This window comes from Shewanella frigidimarina NCIMB 400 (assembly GCF_000014705.1).
GTDB classification, from domain to species: domain Bacteria; phylum Pseudomonadota; class Gammaproteobacteria; order Enterobacterales; family Shewanellaceae; genus Shewanella; species Shewanella frigidimarina.
On the sequence record NC_008345.1, the window covers coordinates 88,298 to 103,815 of the forward strand.

The 15,518-nt window shown below is 42.1% G+C and carries 16 protein-coding genes and 1 riboswitch; of the genes, 14 read left to right on the forward strand and 2 right to left on the reverse strand.

The genetic code is table 11. The annotated features are described in order from the left end of the window. Positions 1–122 precede the first annotated feature (122 nt). The 6 genes from SFRI_RS00385 (at position 123) to SFRI_RS00410 (ending at position 5,401) form a co-directional block, all read left to right on the forward strand. The gene (locus SFRI_RS00385) at positions 123–992 is read left to right on the forward strand and encodes an AraC family transcriptional regulator (RefSeq protein ID WP_011635566.1); all 870 of its coding nucleotides are present in this window, start codon (positions 123–125) and stop codon (positions 990–992) included. Positions 993–1,059: 67 nt separating this feature from the next. Then, positions 1,060–1,389, forward strand: a complete 330-nt coding sequence (gene yqfB / locus SFRI_RS00390) for a N(4)-acetylcytidine aminohydrolase (protein WP_011635567.1) — start codon at positions 1,060–1,062, stop codon at positions 1,387–1,389. A gap of 338 nt (positions 1,390–1,727) precedes the next feature. Then, positions 1,728–3,065, forward strand: a complete 1,338-nt coding sequence (locus tag SFRI_RS00395) for a coproporphyrinogen III oxidase family protein (protein ID WP_011635568.1) — start codon at positions 1,728–1,730, stop codon at positions 3,063–3,065. A gap of 88 nt (positions 3,066–3,153) precedes the next feature. Continuing rightward, the gene (locus SFRI_RS00400; RefSeq protein ID WP_011635569.1) at positions 3,154–3,999 is read left to right on the forward strand and encodes a PfkB family carbohydrate kinase; all 846 of its coding nucleotides are present in this window, start codon (positions 3,154–3,156) and stop codon (positions 3,997–3,999) included. A 293-nt stretch (positions 4,000–4,292) separates the two neighbouring features. Beyond that, entirely contained in the window at positions 4,293–4,985 is a 693-nt protein-coding gene (locus tag SFRI_RS00405; protein ID WP_011635570.1) for an MOSC domain-containing protein, read from the forward strand. 56 nt (positions 4,986–5,041) lie between these two features. Next, positions 5,042–5,401, forward strand: a complete 360-nt coding sequence (locus SFRI_RS00410; protein WP_011635571.1) for a DUF4870 domain-containing protein — start codon at positions 5,042–5,044, stop codon at positions 5,399–5,401. Positions 5,402–5,497: 96 nt separating this feature from the next. On the opposite strand, the gene SFRI_RS00415 is transcribed toward SFRI_RS00410, so the two are convergent. Then, complete coding sequence (locus tag SFRI_RS00415) at positions 5,498–7,408, reverse strand: methyl-accepting chemotaxis protein (RefSeq protein ID WP_011635572.1); 1,911 nt, start codon at positions 7,406–7,408, stop codon at positions 5,498–5,500. A 218-nt stretch (positions 7,409–7,626) separates the two neighbouring features. Beyond that, a complete protein-coding gene (locus tag SFRI_RS00420) occupies positions 7,627–9,276 on the reverse strand; it encodes an electron transfer flavoprotein-ubiquinone oxidoreductase (protein WP_011635573.1) in 1,650 nt (549 codons plus the stop codon). Positions 9,277–9,512: 236 nt separating this feature from the next. After that, positions 9,513–9,645, forward strand: a riboswitch (molybdenum cofactor riboswitch). Between SFRI_RS00420 and moaA the strand changes: the two genes are divergently transcribed. The 8 genes from moaA to SFRI_RS00460 all read left to right on the forward strand — a co-directional run bounded on the left by moaA (position 9,633) and on the right by SFRI_RS00460 (position 15,518). Beyond that, the gene (gene moaA / locus SFRI_RS00425) at positions 9,633–10,613 is read left to right on the forward strand and encodes a GTP 3',8-cyclase MoaA (RefSeq protein ID WP_041413268.1); all 981 of its coding nucleotides are present in this window, start codon (positions 9,633–9,635) and stop codon (positions 10,611–10,613) included. Its footprint overlaps the riboswitch before it by 13 nt. A gap of 86 nt (positions 10,614–10,699) precedes the next feature. After that, positions 10,700–11,176, forward strand: a complete 477-nt coding sequence (gene moaC, locus SFRI_RS00430) for a cyclic pyranopterin monophosphate synthase MoaC (protein WP_011635575.1) — start codon at positions 10,700–10,702, stop codon at positions 11,174–11,176. A 64-nt stretch (positions 11,177–11,240) separates the two neighbouring features. Further along, the gene (gene moaD, locus SFRI_RS00435; RefSeq protein ID WP_011635576.1) at positions 11,241–11,489 is read left to right on the forward strand and encodes a molybdopterin synthase sulfur carrier subunit; all 249 of its coding nucleotides are present in this window, start codon (positions 11,241–11,243) and stop codon (positions 11,487–11,489) included. A gap of 1 nt (position 11,490) precedes the next feature. Next, positions 11,491–11,961: a molybdopterin synthase catalytic subunit MoaE gene (gene moaE / locus SFRI_RS00440; protein WP_011635577.1), complete on the forward strand. Its 471-nt coding sequence runs from the start codon at positions 11,491–11,493 to the stop codon at positions 11,959–11,961. 31 nt (positions 11,962–11,992) lie between these two features. Next, entirely contained in the window at positions 11,993–12,844 is an 852-nt protein-coding gene (gene modA, locus SFRI_RS00445; RefSeq protein WP_011635578.1) for a molybdate ABC transporter substrate-binding protein, read from the forward strand. Then, a complete protein-coding gene (gene modB, locus SFRI_RS00450) occupies positions 12,844–13,524 on the forward strand; it encodes a molybdate ABC transporter permease subunit (protein ID WP_011635579.1) in 681 nt (226 codons plus the stop codon). Before modA ends, modB begins: the two co-directional genes overlap by 1 nt. After that, a complete protein-coding gene (locus SFRI_RS00455; protein WP_011635580.1) occupies positions 13,505–14,626 on the forward strand; it encodes an ABC transporter ATP-binding protein in 1,122 nt (373 codons plus the stop codon). The genes modB and SFRI_RS00455 overlap by 20 nt, the downstream gene beginning before the upstream one ends. A 415-nt stretch (positions 14,627–15,041) precedes the next feature. Then, positions 15,042–15,518 (forward strand): hypothetical protein, encoded by a 477-nt coding sequence (locus tag SFRI_RS00460; RefSeq protein WP_102036526.1) that lies wholly within the window; start codon positions 15,042–15,044, stop codon positions 15,516–15,518.

Consider the following 15,518-nt stretch of genomic DNA (forward strand, 5'->3'; position numbering starts at 1 on the left):
ACTGTCGTGTTCATGCCTATTCCTATCTTTTTTGTGTTTATATGACTAATTATTGATAATTTTAATACCTTTTACTGCTTTTTTGGTAGTATCGGTGTCATGGTTTTTCTGAGGGGAAGAGTATGAATGAGATAGCAACATTAATGGCACAGCTTGCCCCAAAAGAAGGGGTCAATGATACTCACTTATCTGGCGTGCATGTGTTTCGTAGCTCACAATATGGTGCGCGCGGGCCAATGTGCTATTCACAAGGCGTGCTTATTGTTGGCCAAGGTAAAAAGCGGGTCTATTTAGATAATCAAACCTTTGAATACGACCGTCAGCACTCATTAGTGATGACCGTGCCATTGCCAGTAGAATGTGAAACCTTTGCCAGCATTGAAGAACCTGTGCTGGTGTTGATGGTTGATATTGATTTAGTACAACTCAATTACATTATCCGTTTAATGGATGAGCATCATCAAATCCCTAAAGATTTAAACGAATCGCGCCAGAGTGGTTTTTTTGTTGCTGATAACACTGAAGATATGGATTGCTGTGTTATTCGGTTATTACAGGCGTTGCAGTCGCCGTTAGAAGCAAAAGTAATGGGTGAAGCGTTAGTGCTTGAATTATTATATCGCCTATTGGATTCACCTGATGCTGCACCACTCTATGCGTTGTCGTTAAGTCATACCCGTTTATCGAGGGTAGAAAAAGCGCTTAACTACATTCATAAGCATTATGGTGAGTCGGTTGAAGTTGACACATTAGCAAGCTTGGTGAATATGAGTCCATCGGCATTCCATCGTAGCTTTAAAGAAGTTACTGCTTCATCACCAATACAATATTTAAAAAAGATTCGCCTCAATAAAGCCAAAGCGTTATTACAACTGCAAAATCTAAAAGTAAAAGAGGTATCAACTCAGGTGGGTTATGAAAGTACGGCTCAATTTAGCCGTGAGTTTAAACGCTACTTTGATCAAAGCCCTGGCGAGTGCGCTAGATTATAATGCGAATTTGAGCTTAACTAATGTGCTCTTGATGGGCACTTTATAGTGTTAATGAAGGTTGCCACTGATGACTGCCCCTACGAAAATTACCTTTTTTGAGTTTTTAACGCCGCTAGTTGCATCGGGGCTGAAGACGATAACCATTCGTGATGCCAGCGAAAATCATTATCGGCCGGGCAGCCAGGTTGAAGTGTTTACGCTCGAAAACCATATTAAGGTGTGCGATATCATTATTTTGGCTGTTGAGCCATTAGCATTTGATGATATTAACGAGTTTCATGCTACTCAAGAAAGCTTGCCATTGGTCGAGTTAAAACAGCTTATTCAAACTGTGTACCCTAATCAGCAAGCTCTGTTTATGATTTCATTTAAATTGGTTGATGCGTCATACTCGTGACTCTTTAATAAACGCTAGTTAATATTTCCAATGCTGTTTATTGTGTTCGTATCTGACTTTAGTTGTACGTGTCGCTTGCTGTGTGTTATCTATTTGTCTTTATTATTGTTTTATTCTCGTGATAATCCTTCCATCATTGCTCAACAGCAATGTCTAAAACATGATCTGCTTAACAAATGAGCGATGATAACCGTGCTAGTTTGCATATCTATTAGCTATCTCACATTTTAGCTATCTCTAAAGTGATATTTTGTTTTTCTGCTTATGGTATGCGTCTTTTATTAGCGCTTGTTATTCAATGGTTTTGCTCTCAGGGCTTCATTCAGTTAGGATTTTTTATGTCTTCAATTATTCAATCAGCCAGCCAAGAGTTGATTAAACCTTATCAATCTAATATTACCGTCCCCAATTGGATGATCAGCTCTATGGAGCGGGTGATGCAGTATTATGTTGATAAAAATTTACGTCTAGACACCATTTCTACAGACCGTATGCCTAAACCTGTTGAAGGCAAAAAGTACATGTTGTATGCCCACATTCCGTTTTGTCATACCTTGTGCTCGTTTTGTACTTTTCACCGTTTTTTATTCCGTGAAGACAAAGCACGCGAATACTTTGTCGCGCTGCGCAAAGAGATGCAAATGGCCAAAGATTTGGGCTATGAGTTTGAGTCTATGTACATTGGCGGCGGCACGACTACTGTGCTTGAAGACGAGTTAGCTCGTACCATCGAGCATGCAAAAAATCTGTTTCCTGGCATTAAAGAAGTGTCTTGTGAGTCTGATCCACAACATTTAGCCAGCCCTGAATTTAAGCAATTAAAAGGCCTAGTAGACAGAATGTCGATTGGGGTACAAAGCTTTGACGATGGCATTTTAAAAATGACCGATCGCTTAGACAAGTTTGGCTCTGGCCAACAAACCTTTGACCGCATTATGGCGGCAAAAGAATTGTTTCCGATCATCAATGTCGACCTCATTTTCGGTTTCCGTGGTCAAACGGATGAGATTATTCAGTCGGATCTTGAAATGGCTTCTAAGCTCGACCCTCGCCAAATTACCACGTATCCATTGATGATTACCCACCAGACCCGTAAAAGCGTCAAAGGTCAGTTAGCTGCACCTCATGGTGACATGGTGAATCAGTATCGACAGATTTTAAATCACTTAACGGGGCAATATACACAATTGTCGGCTTGGGCGTTTGGTAAAACCAATGATGAAGGTTTTGATGAGTATGTTATTGATTATGATGAATATCTCGGTGTCGGTTCTGGCTCGTTTAGTTTTTTAAATGACACCCTATACGTGAATACATTTTCACTGAAAAAATACCAACAACGTATTGCTGAAGGTCGTATGGCAGTTGAGCAACAGAAAAAATATCAATTAAAAGAAGTGATGCAATATCGCTTTTTATTAGGAATGTTTTCGGGGCGTTTATCGCGTAAATATTTCCGTGACACTTTTAACGTTAATTTAGACACTGCGTTGTTTAAAGAAATGACCTCAATGAAAGCCATGGGAGCCCTTAAAAATGACCCGGTTAATCCAGACGAATTGATCGTAACCGATAATGGCAAAATGTTGGGGTTGTTGATGATGAAGGAGTTTTACTCTGGTATGGACAATGTGCGCGCCCAATTACGACAACCACTTGGCGCAACTGATATGTAATCTTGTTTAGATTAGCAAAGGCCGTGATTATCACGGCCTTTTTGTTATACTCAAGGCTCTTTTTATCTACGTTTTTTAGGTGAGTTGCATGGCCAATATTCTTTTGCTTGCCAATATCAATTGTGATCGCATTTTAATGCTTGATAAGCCCTTACAAACGGGTGGTCGATTTCATTATCAGGATGGTGGATTGCGTTTAGGTGGCGGCGGCGCAAACACGGGATTAGGTTTAGTGTGGGCTCAACATAATGTTTCACTGGTAAGTGAAGTCGGTAGCGATGACATCGGCGACTGGATTTTAGCTAAAGCCAGTACCTTAGGGCTTGATTGTCGTTTAGTACATCGTTTTGTTGGTAATACTTGTGAGATGTTACTGGTGATGACGCCTGATGGTGAACGAACCATTATTCGACCTCAGCGACCTATTTTTGAACTTCCTGCACCACCAGACTGGCAACATTGGGATGCTTTTTATATTAACTCTTCAGCCAAAGGCGCTGGTGCTTGGGCAGCTGATGCGATGGTGAGCAACCCTAACTGCAAAGTGATATCGCAATTAGCCAAGGATGAGCGTAATCGTCCTTGTCATGTGTTGATTGCGTCAATTACTGATATGCAAGGTCGTTGCAACCAGGATCCATGGCGATTTGCACAGGCTATTGCTGGCAATGCATTAGAATACTTTATTGTGACCGACGGCGACAAAGGGGCGATGGTGTACAGCGCTGCTGGAGAACAACATGTGCCAGCTGTCATTGCCGATGTGGTCGATACTACGGGAGCAGGGGATGCTTATGCAGCAGGCGTTATTCATGGCCTATGCGAGCAGATGCCTATTACAGATGCGATGCATGAAGGTGCGTTGTGGGCATCATTTGCGGTAGCAACAAAAAGCTCGATTCCTGGTGAGGCACTTAAACAGTATCTAGCCTAAACCCAAGTTGGCTTAAGCGATGGTTTGCTGATGAACATTGTGTATTTGTTAAGTGTATGCGGATAAATCAAATAGTATTACTTTGTCATTTTAGTGTCATTGTTGGCCTTTATGATGAGCCCGTCTAAACAACTTTTATAGTGTCTAATGGTTCAGGCTATTCTCAGCTATTATTTTTGCTATATTATCTCCCATTTTATTTATAGCCTTACTCTTCCCCAGTAAGGCTTTTTTTTGTCTGAAAATTGGGTATATTGGCACTCTATAATCATGCTTAAGCAAGGGTATGCTGGATGAGTAAGCGATTGGTAAAGAGTATTTCTGGGCTGTATTTAGGCGACCAAGTGCAAATGCATAACGGTGTTGCCAGTTGTATTAACCAAAAACATGCCGCTAAGCAGTTGACCGTGCAATTTGACCACGTAATCGGCAATCGTGAGGCCGACCCTAAACATCACGGCGGCCTCGATAGGGTGTTGCATCATTTTCCGCGTGAGCATTATGGTCAATATCGCCGCTGGGATTTAATGTCTACGTTTTGTGATGCCCCTTCAATGGGTGAAAATATCAGTACCGTTGGCCTTAATGAAGCACAGGTTAATATCGGTGACATCGTTCAAATTGGTGATGTGACATTACAAGTGACTCAACCTCGTTCTCCTTGTTTTAAGCTCAATTTACAGTTTGGCCATCCTAAATTTGCCTTAGCCATGCAAGAAAGTCGTATGTGCGGTTGGTTTTATCGGGTGCTGTCTGAAGGTGACATTCGTCCGAGTGACAGTATTTTTCTGCTAGAGAGAAAATCGGATATCAGTGTGGCTAAAGCGATGCAGATTTATTTTTTAGCTGAATTTGATGCAGAACAATATCAGACATTGCTTGGGTGCGAAGGCTTAGCGCAAAGTTGGGTTAACTCATTACAACGCCGACTAGATCTGCAAAGTATAGAAGATTGGGCAATGCGCTTATATGGCAACGCCAGTTAATGCCTCCCAGTATGATAAGAACGATATGATAAAAATAACATGATAAGGAATATCAAATGACTGAACCGATAGACGACGTTAGCAAGCAAGCCAAAGATACGGGGTTATTGATCCATGCCGCCAGTTTTACCGGTTACGTATTTCCGCTAGGAAGTGTTTTAGGCCCTTTAATTGTCTGGTTAATGAAGCGTGATGAATTTGAGTTTGCCAATCAATGCGGAAAGAACTGTCTTAATTTTAAATTGAGCTTAATGATATATGCCATGGTATCTGCAATATTAATTTTGATTGGTGTGGGAGTAATACTATTAGCCGCTCTAGCATTGCTTGATATTATTTGTACTATTATCGCTATTGTTAAAGCTAACGATGGCATAGCTTACCAATACCCGCTTACTATCCGGTTTATTAAGTAACCCGCACTATAAACATGTCGTGATGGCCGAATAGAATGGCCATAAAAAACGCCACTCAAATGAGTGGCGTTTTTGTTAAAGCGAGTTAACTACGGACTACACTTTAAAGCGAGCCACTAAGATATCAAGTCTACTGGCTAACTGATTCAATGATTTACTCGCATTTGCAGCTGCGTGAGCAGTATCTGCTGTTCGCTGAGTAATATCGTTGATTTCGGTCACATTACGATTAATGTCTTCAACCACAGTAGATTGCTCTTCTGTCGCAGCAGCCACTTGAATGTTCATATCGCTAATCAGTGCAATACGTTCGCTAATACCACTTAGCGACTGGCTTGCTTCATCGACAGCTGTAACACCTTCGTGTGAGCGGCTACGAGATTGCTCCATAGCGTTAACAGCACGACTGGTTTCTGATTGAAGTTTATCAATCATAGTTTGCACTTCGTTGGTCGACGCCGCAGTTCGAGAGGCTAAGTTACGCACTTCATCTGCAACTACAGCAAAGCCACGTCCCGCTTCTCCAGCACGAGCAGCTTCAATCGCGGCGTTAAGTGCCAGTAAGTTTGTTTGCTCTGAAATGGCACGGATAACATCTAAAATACTGCCAATCGATTTAGTGTGCGTCGCTAGTGACTCAATCACTTCACCGACTTGCTCGACGTCTTTAGACAACTGATTGATAGTCGAACGTGCACGGGTTACGACTTTTTGACCATCCACTGATTCAGTATCGGCATCACGAGCGGTGACAGCTGCTTGAGCTGCATTGCTAGCAATTTCGTTAACCGTGGCGCCCATTTCGTTAATAGCAGTAACAACCATGATGGTACGGTCTTTTTGTAACTGGCTATCAGCTAATGTTTGATTGGATTGGTTTGATACATCAAGTGCCGATAAACCAAGCTGCTCACTGGTTTTAGCAACTTCGGCTACTGTATCTTGGATTTTGCTGATGAAGCTATTAAAGCCACGAGCGAGCTGGGCAATTTCGTCATCACCATTAACCGGTAGTCTTTGGCGCAAATCACCTTCACCTTCACCAATGTTACGAAATAATTCGGCAATATGTGCAATAGGACGACTAACCGAACCAGCAACAGTAATCGAAATGGCAATAAATACCGCCGCGATGAGTATTGTCCATAGTAAGATCTGATAAGCCGATTTTTGTAGCAGGGCAAATACTTCTGCTTCAGGTACTTGAGCAACCAAGTACCAATCCATCGACTCAATGTAGCTACTGGCAATCAACATGTGTTGGCCATTAACATCGGCTTTGACTAAATTAAAGTTACTTTTATTTAACAATTGGTTAGTGTTGGCATTAGGGTACAAGTTGCTGAGTTTGCTTTTACCTATTTTGTTCGTATCTTGATGCAGTTTGACTTCACCTTTAGTATCAACTAAATATACAAACCCGCTGTCTTCAATTTTAAATGAAGCCAATAAATTAACCATATCATCTAACGATTTGGCTAGACTAACCATGCCACGACCATTGGGCTGTTGGTAACTAATAAAAAGTTTTACTTCACCATTGGCTTCGGTATAAACCGTCAACAAACGCTCTTTTTTACTATCGCGGTAGTCAAAAAACCAGCCATCTTGCTCTGGATTTAATATTCGCAAAAAACCATCCTGAGTATAGTAGGCCGCAGTTTCTTTGTCGGCGTAAGACGCTTGAACTAAATCGTATTGATTTTTCATGTCATTAAGTTCTGCGATAACGAGGTTTTCTTGGTCAGCAGGGCGACCATTTTGAAGCCATTCTAGCAACATTCGGCTATTCGCTAACTGTTCCGAAGCATTGATTAAACTACGGATTTCGAGGTCGACTTCATTGCGAATTTGCATGAGTAAGCTCGGCATTTCCGAGTTTAGCATCCGCTGCTCAACAACTTGCTTTGCACTTCGTTGACTTAATAATCCGACTAAGATCGTCGATAGCAATACAGCAACCGTCACGGTCAGTAATATTTTTTGTTTAATGGTAAGTGTATTCATCTACAACAGCCTCTTGGGAGTATCTCTATGGTATATCGGACACAATGGCAATAAATTGATAGTTATTTTGCTGTTAAGTTGATTCAATCAGCAAAATAGTCTTTTGGTGTAGGTTGTTTTGATTTTATGTGGGTAATGATAGTCGATAAAACAAAAAAAACGCACCTATATTTAAGTGCGTTTTATTGACTGTGCCAATATTTTAACGATTGGTTCGCTTACATATTTGGATAGTTTGGCCCGCCGCCGCCTTCTGGTGTGACCCAGGTAATGTTTTGGCTTGGGTCTTTAATGTCACAGGTCTTACAATGAATGCAATTTTGACCATTAATCACAAATTTTTTGTCACCGGCTTCTTCAACCACTTCATAAACACCGGCAGGACAGTAACGTTGCGCGGGTTCATCAAATTTAACTAAGTTTACCGATATTGGGATGCTTTGGTCTTTTAGATGTAAATGACACAGCTGATCTTCTTCATGAAAAGTATTCGACAGATATACCGACGATAACTTATCAAAACTCAACTTGCCGTCAGGTTTAGGATAGTCAATTTTATTGTAATCGCTCGCTAGCCCCATCGTGGCATAATCTGGAGTGGTGTCTCTAAAGGTCACCGGAAACTTACCACCAAACCAATTTTGGTCGATATAGTTAAAGGCGCCACCGAGTAGCGTACCAAACTTATGCATGGCCGGGCCAAAGTTGCGTGAGCTATAAAGCTCTTCATGAAGCCAGCTTTTTTCGAAACGGTCTTGGAAACAGTCAAGATCTTTGCCACCTTCTAGTCCGGCAATTAAGCCTTCACCTAAGGTTTTTGCCGCAATAATACCGCTCTTAATAGCTGTATGCGTGCCTTTGATTTTAGCAAAGTTAAGTGTGCCCGCATTACAACCAATAATTAAACCGCCAGGGAAGCTCATTTTCGGTAGTGAGTTTAAACCACCTTTGGCAATGGCTCGTGCACCATAAGATAATCGCTCTCCGCCCGTTAAAGTTGCGGCAATTACAGGGTGAGTTTTATAGCGCTGAAATTCATCAAATGGGCTGAGGTGAGGGTTTTTATAATTTAAGTCGATAATTAACCCTACAGCAACTTGGTTGTCTTCCATATGATATAGGAAGCCACCACCAGATGAGCCATTCACGAGTGGCCAACCACCAGTGTGAACCACTTTACCTTGCTGATGTTGTTCAGCAGGGATTTTCCAAATTTCTTTAAAGCCTAAGCCATAATGTTGTGGTGTTTTACCATTGTCTAAATGGTATTTTTGGATCAGTTGTTTACCTAGATGGCCACGACAGCCTTCTGAAAATACGGTGTATTTGGCATGTAATTCCATACCCGGCATATAGCTGTCTTTATGTTGACCATTTTCACCAACACCCATATCACCGATTAAAATACCTTTAACACTGTTGTCTTCATTAAACAGTAATTCACTGGCTGCAAAACCAGGGAAAATCTCTACGCCCATGGCTTCGGCTCTGTTGGCTAACCAGCGGGCTAAGTTACCCACACTAATGATGTAGTTACCATCATTGTGCATGGTTTTAGGCACTAAGCTGTTGGGCATTAAGCGAGATTGTGTTTCTGAGTTAAGCAGGTAGATTTCGTCATGAGTGACTTTAGTGGTTAGCGGGATGTCTGAATCTCGCCAATCATTAAATAATTCGTCCAGTACATCAGGTTCGAATACAGCACCCGACAAAATATGAGCACCCACTTCAGAGCCTTTTTCTACCACACAAACGGTGATTTCTTTATCAGCATCTTTAGATATTTGCATTAAACGACAAGCGGTCGCTAAACCTGCAGGGCCAGCACCGACAATTACTACGTCGAACTCCATTGACTCGCGTTCCATCTTCTCACCTTTCAAAGTTTCCCGTTCATTGCGGGTTTATTGTTTTTTATAACGATTAAAATAAGTAAACGATCGTTTATCCTTTACTCACCTTACCGCAAAATGAACGTTTGTCACAGTGGCAAACACAATCTTGTTAGCGTGAGTCGAGTCACAAATAGTCAACGATATAGTCTTTCGATCCAAGATATTCACCTAAAGGGGTATTTGTATAGCGGTAATTAGGCCTATAATTGGATCTGACGGTTCTCCGAGCTTTTTGCCCTACGTCAATGATATGGGCAGTTAGCCGTGGTAATTTTGCCACCGGGGTGAGTAAAGAAATGCACTCACCTCCCACACTTGGAAAGGTTAACATGTCCCAACTACAAGACAGCTTTGGTCGAAGATTTCACTATTTGCGGATGTCAGTTACTGATGTTTGCAATTTTAAATGTACTTATTGTTTACCCGACGGATATCGTCCAGATGGTAAACCTACCTTCTTAACGCTCAACGAGATTGAAAATCTGGTTGCCGGTTTCGGTGAAGTAGGCACACAAAAAGTTCGTATCACTGGTGGCGAGCCCACCTTACGCAAGGATTTCACAGATATTGTGCGGATCGTTGCCGACAATCCTAATATTAATACCGTAGCGATGACCACCAATGGGTATCGTTTACAGCAGCATGCCAAAGAATGGTATGACGCAGGTTTACGGCGTATTAATGTGTCAGTTGATAGCTTAGATCCTAAAATGTTTTACCAAATCACTGGCGAAAATAAATTCGACCAAGTGATGCGTGGCATTGAAGCGGCTCTTGAAGCGGGTTTTGAGCGAGTTAAAGTCAATGCCGTGTTATTGAAAGGCTTAAACGACAAAGATTTACCGCGTTTTTTACAGTGGATTAAAAACACACCTATTGATTTACGTTTTATTGAATTAATGGAAACTGGCTTAGGTCACGACTACTTCAATGCACATCATTTAGCGGGTGTAGACATTAAAAAACAACTTGAGCGAGAAGGCTGGTTATATGACTTGCCAAGTGTTGATGATGGTCCTGCGCAAAACTTCAGCCATGCAGATTATCAAGGTCGTATTGGATTAATTATGCCTTACGCAAAGAATTTCTGTGCCAGCTGTAACCGCTTACGAGTCTCTGCAAAGGGTAAATTGCATTTATGTTTGTTTACTGAAAATGGCGTCGATTTACGCGATTTAATACAAAACCCTTCGCAGCGAGATGAATTAATTAGCCGCTTACACGGTCAATTAGCGCAGAAAAAAGAAACCCACTTTTTACATCAAGGTATTACAGGTGTGACTCAACACCTCGCCTCTATTGGTGGTTAAGCCGTCATTGAGTTAAACCGACTGACGCGGCAATACTTGTGACGCTCAGTCGATGGACATTGAATTTGATTAAGGCAGTAAAAAGCATGAGCAATTGTTTTACCCATATTAACGCCGATGGCAATGCCCATATGGTCGATGTGACTGAAAAAGCCGTCACCGAGCGCGAAGCCCGCGCTGAAGCCTTTATTGATATGGCGCCAGATACCTTAGCCATGATCATGAATGGCAGCCATCACAAAGGCGATGTATTTGCTACCGCACGTATTGCCGGTATTCAAGCGGCAAAGAAAACATCTGATTTGATCCCATTATGTCATCCTTTGATGTTGACTAAGGTGGAAGTGGAGCTTGAAGCTCAGCCTGAGCATAACCGTGTGCGCATTACCAGTTTGTGTAAGTTGTCGGGTAAAACCGGTGTTGAAATGGAAGCGCTAACCGCAGCTTCTGTGGCAGCCTTAACCATTTACGACATGTGTAAAGCCGTACAAAAAGACATGATTATTTCTCAAGTTCGTTTGCTTGAAAAACGTGGCGGGAAATCTGGCCATTTTAAAGCCTAATCCGCCCATTATGAGCTAACGTGCACCCAGTATATTTTATAAATAAATGCATTGAGAGACCACTATGATCCAAGTGTTATTTTTTGCGCAAATCCGTGAGTTATTAGGCACCGCTAAAGTCGAACATAGTGGCGATAATATTGATACTGCTGAAGCATTACGTGCAGCGCTTGCCGCTACTGATGATAAGTGGGCCAAAGTGTTGGCATCAGACAAATTGCTGGTGGCGATTAATCAAACCATGAGCCAGTGGGATTCACCGGTAAATGACGGCGATGAAGTGGCCTTTTTCCCTCCAGTCACAGGGGGATAACATGGAGCATCATAGTAACCAAATTGTTGTACGAGTCCATACGGAAGACTTTAGTGTCGCCGATGAATATGCCCTACTTGCCTGTGATAAGCAGGACGGTGCCGTGGTTAATTTTGTTGGCAAAGTACGAGACTTTAACGATGGTAGTGCTGTAACTGACTTAACCCTAGAACATTATCCTGGTATGACTGAATCGGTATTACTGCAGATTAGTCAACAGGCTTGTGAACGTTGGCCTTTAAATAAAGTGACGATTATTCATCGAGTTGGTAGGTTGTCGCTTGGTGAACAAATTGTGTTTATTGGTGTGACTAGCGCTCATCGCAAAGCAGCTTTCGCGGCATGTGAGTTTTTAATCGATTTTTTAAAAACGAAAGCGCCTTTTTGGAAGCTTGAAGCTGGTGATACTGGCGCTAAGTGGGTTGAAGCGCGTGATAGCGATCAGCAAGCAGCCAAAATGTGGCAAAAGTAATCGTCTCGTACATAGCAAGGATAAACCCTCAATGTCTTTCATTAACGCCAACATTACTCAGCTTGCAGATTCCTTTAGGCCTCGATTCCGTGCTGGTGCTATCGCATTATTCTTTGCCATTGTTAGTTCCGTAGGGTTTAGTTCTGCTAGTGTCGCGAGTGATGCTCCGGCCATTGCTGCGGCTGCTAACATTAAATTTGCGGTAGATGAGATAGCGATACGTTTTCAGCAGCAAACGGGTTTGGCTCTGCGGATCAGTTATGGTTCTTCGGGTAATTTTGTGACCCAAATTCAGCATGGTGCACCGTTTGAGATGATGCTCAGTGCCGATGAAGATTATATTGAGCGGTTACATCAAGCGGGCTTTACCCAAAATGATGGCGTTGTTTATGCCATCGGTCGGCTTGCTCTTGCTGCACCTAAGAAGTCACCGTTAATTTTAGATCCTGAGTTAGTTGGATTAGCGCAATTAATCGCCGATGGAAAGGTGTCTCGTTTTGCAATCGCAAATCCTGATCATGCTCCCTATGGCGAACGTGCGCGTGAAGTCCTTAAAACGAAAGGTTTGTGGGACGCACTGCAGCCTAAACTGATTTTAGGCGAAAATGCTTCACAAGCTGCCCAATTTACCATTAGTGGATCGACTCAAGGTGGTATTGTGCCGTTATCATTGGTGCTCACTCCTGAGTTTACCAAGCGTGGTAACTATGTGGTTATTCCTGATTCGCTATATCAACCGCTTAATCAACGCATGGCATTAATGCCTAATGCATCTGAAACTGCTGAGCGATTTTATCAATACATGCAATCAACAGATGCACAGGAAGTATTAACTCAATTTGGGTTTAATTTACCCAAACCTGCTGTAAAGAAGGCTGATTAATGGATTGGCAAGCTCTGTGGCTGTCGGTCAAACTGAGTTGTTTTACCGTAGTATTGTTAATTCCGTTGGCCATTATTGTCGGGCGGGCGTTGGCATATCGCCAATTTAAAGGTAAATCATGGCTTGAAGCTTTGATCATGGTGCCGTTAGTGTTACCGCCAACAGTCATTGGTTATTACCTGCTAGTCGGGTTAGGCAATCAGAGCATGATTGGTCAATGGGTTGAGCAATTAACCGGACAACAATTGGTGTTTCATTTCTCAGGATTAGTAATAGCTTCTATCATCGTTAATATTCCCTTTGCAGTTCAACCCATTCAACGTGCTTTTGAAACGATTCCGATCGACATTCGTGATGCCGCTGCTTGTTGTGGCATGAGTCGATTACGGATATTTTTTCGAATAGAATTGCCTATGATATGGCCTGGCGTTTTAACGGCCGTTGTACTGTGTTTTTCCCATGTGCTGGGCGAATTTGGTGTGGTGTTGATGCTGGGCGGTAATATTGCCGGCGAAACCAAAACTATCTCAATAGCGATTTATGATAGTGTGCAGGCATTCGATTTTGAGTCAGCAGGAATGATGTCTTTGGTATTATTGTTGTTTGCGGTAAGTGCGTTAGCACTCACTACCAGTATGTCGAAGCGTTTAGGAGGGCATCGTGGTGCCACACAACGCTGACCTTATATGTGATATTTCACAAACATTGCCTATTCCATTGGAAGCTCATTTCAGTTGTCGGGCTGGTGAAGTGCTAGCCGTGGTTGGCCCTTCTGGTGGCGGTAAAACGACTTTGCTGAGAATGATTGCCGGTTTGAGTTTACCTCAACGGGGCCACATTCATTGTGGTGATAGATTATGGTTTGATGCAAAGCAGTCTATTTCGTTAACTCCCCAGCAGCGGCATATCGGTTATATGCCACAACATTTCGGTCTGTTCCCACATTTATCTGCACTCGACAATGTTATTTCTGGGCTTGATCATGTGCCAAAAGAATTACGAAAGCAGCGAGCATTAGATTGGTTAGAACGTGTCAATTTACATGGGTTGCCTGATCGTTTACCCGCGCAATTGTCTGGCGGACAACGTCAACGAGTTGCGCTAGCCCGTGCTCTGGCACGTGAGCCAGCTATCTTACTGTTAGATGAACCCTTTTCTGCAGTAGACCGCGAAACCCGTGAACGCTTGTATATTGAGTTAGCTCGCTTAAAACAGCAATTGTCTATCCCGGTGGTCATGGTAACGCATGACATCCATGAGGCATTGCTATTGGCTGATAAGATGATACTTATTAGTCAGGGCCAAATGCTGCAACAAGGCAAACCATTTGAGGTGTTATCTCATCCCAATAACGAAGCGGTTGCACGGCAAATGGGCTTGAGGAATATTTTTGACGGTCAAGTTGTATCGCAAGATATTGAACGTAATATGACCCAGTTTACGCTGGGTGATGAATTGATTGTCAGCGACAGTGCACCAGCATTAACTGTCGGCCAATCTATCCGTTGGGTTATTCCAAACCAAGGTATTCGTTTTAACGCCATTAGCAGCGGTCGTCTGTGTAAAAGCTTAAATAAATTAGAAGTATTAATTGAGTCTGTGTTGGTGATGGGTGAATCGTCACGAGTGATAGCGTCAGTTGTAGGCATTGGATCTATTATCAATGCAGATGTGCCGACACATTTAGTCCATAAGTTAGCCTTAGCGCCAGGAGTGCAAACGACTATTGCGCTTAAGTCAGATCAAATTCATATTTTAAGTGCACAGTCTGAACTCGGATAACCAAGTTTGAAATACAATAGGCGAATATTGTATTTTTGCCCTTAAATATCCCGCTTCTTAACCCGTGTTGAGGTTAAATAATTCTTTTTATCGCTCAGAATGTCATTTTTGGATAATAAACCGGGGATTGATGTTTGAATAAGGCCATTTAACGATCTAAAAAGCGCATTTGATATAAAACCATCCCATTTGGGCTGATTTGTATAGGTTTACCAGAACCTATATTTCTAAAAAACATTGTACAACGACAACCCATCTCACTGAAAAATGGTATTTATGATCAATTATTAATCTTAGATTTCTTGGGACTTTGGCTGCTCTTAGGTAGAGTAGTCGTGTGATAGAATTTTCAATTATATAGAGGCTTGTGATGGTTCGGTTGCTGCTAGCAATATGCTTTCTTCCTTGTGCCGTGATGGCCACTCCATCTATGCACTCTTTATTGATCAATGGCGACTTTTTAAAGCCAATAACGGTCATGGAACAATTAGAGCAACAAGACAAAGGCACCATTTGTGACTTTGATGTTGATGTTGAAGAAGGTTTGCTGGTGTATAAGATTTCTATGATAAATGTAGAGACACACCGAATCAATAAATACGAATACCGAGCCTTAGACGGTACATTATTAACCGAAAAATCATCTGCTTATGCCTCTGATGATATTGGCCAAGTTAATGCGGCAAAAAAGCTGCAAGCTAAGCACATGAAGTTTTCAGAACTAGTGACCCTCGCGATTAAAAACCAACAAGGATATTTAACACAGGCGGAATTGGACCACGATTTATCGATTAGTTATCTCGAACTAAAATTACTCAATCAAGATAGTAGAAATACTATTGCTTTCGATATTGAGACTCTACGTCCACTACCTCTGCTCAAATGGGATTAA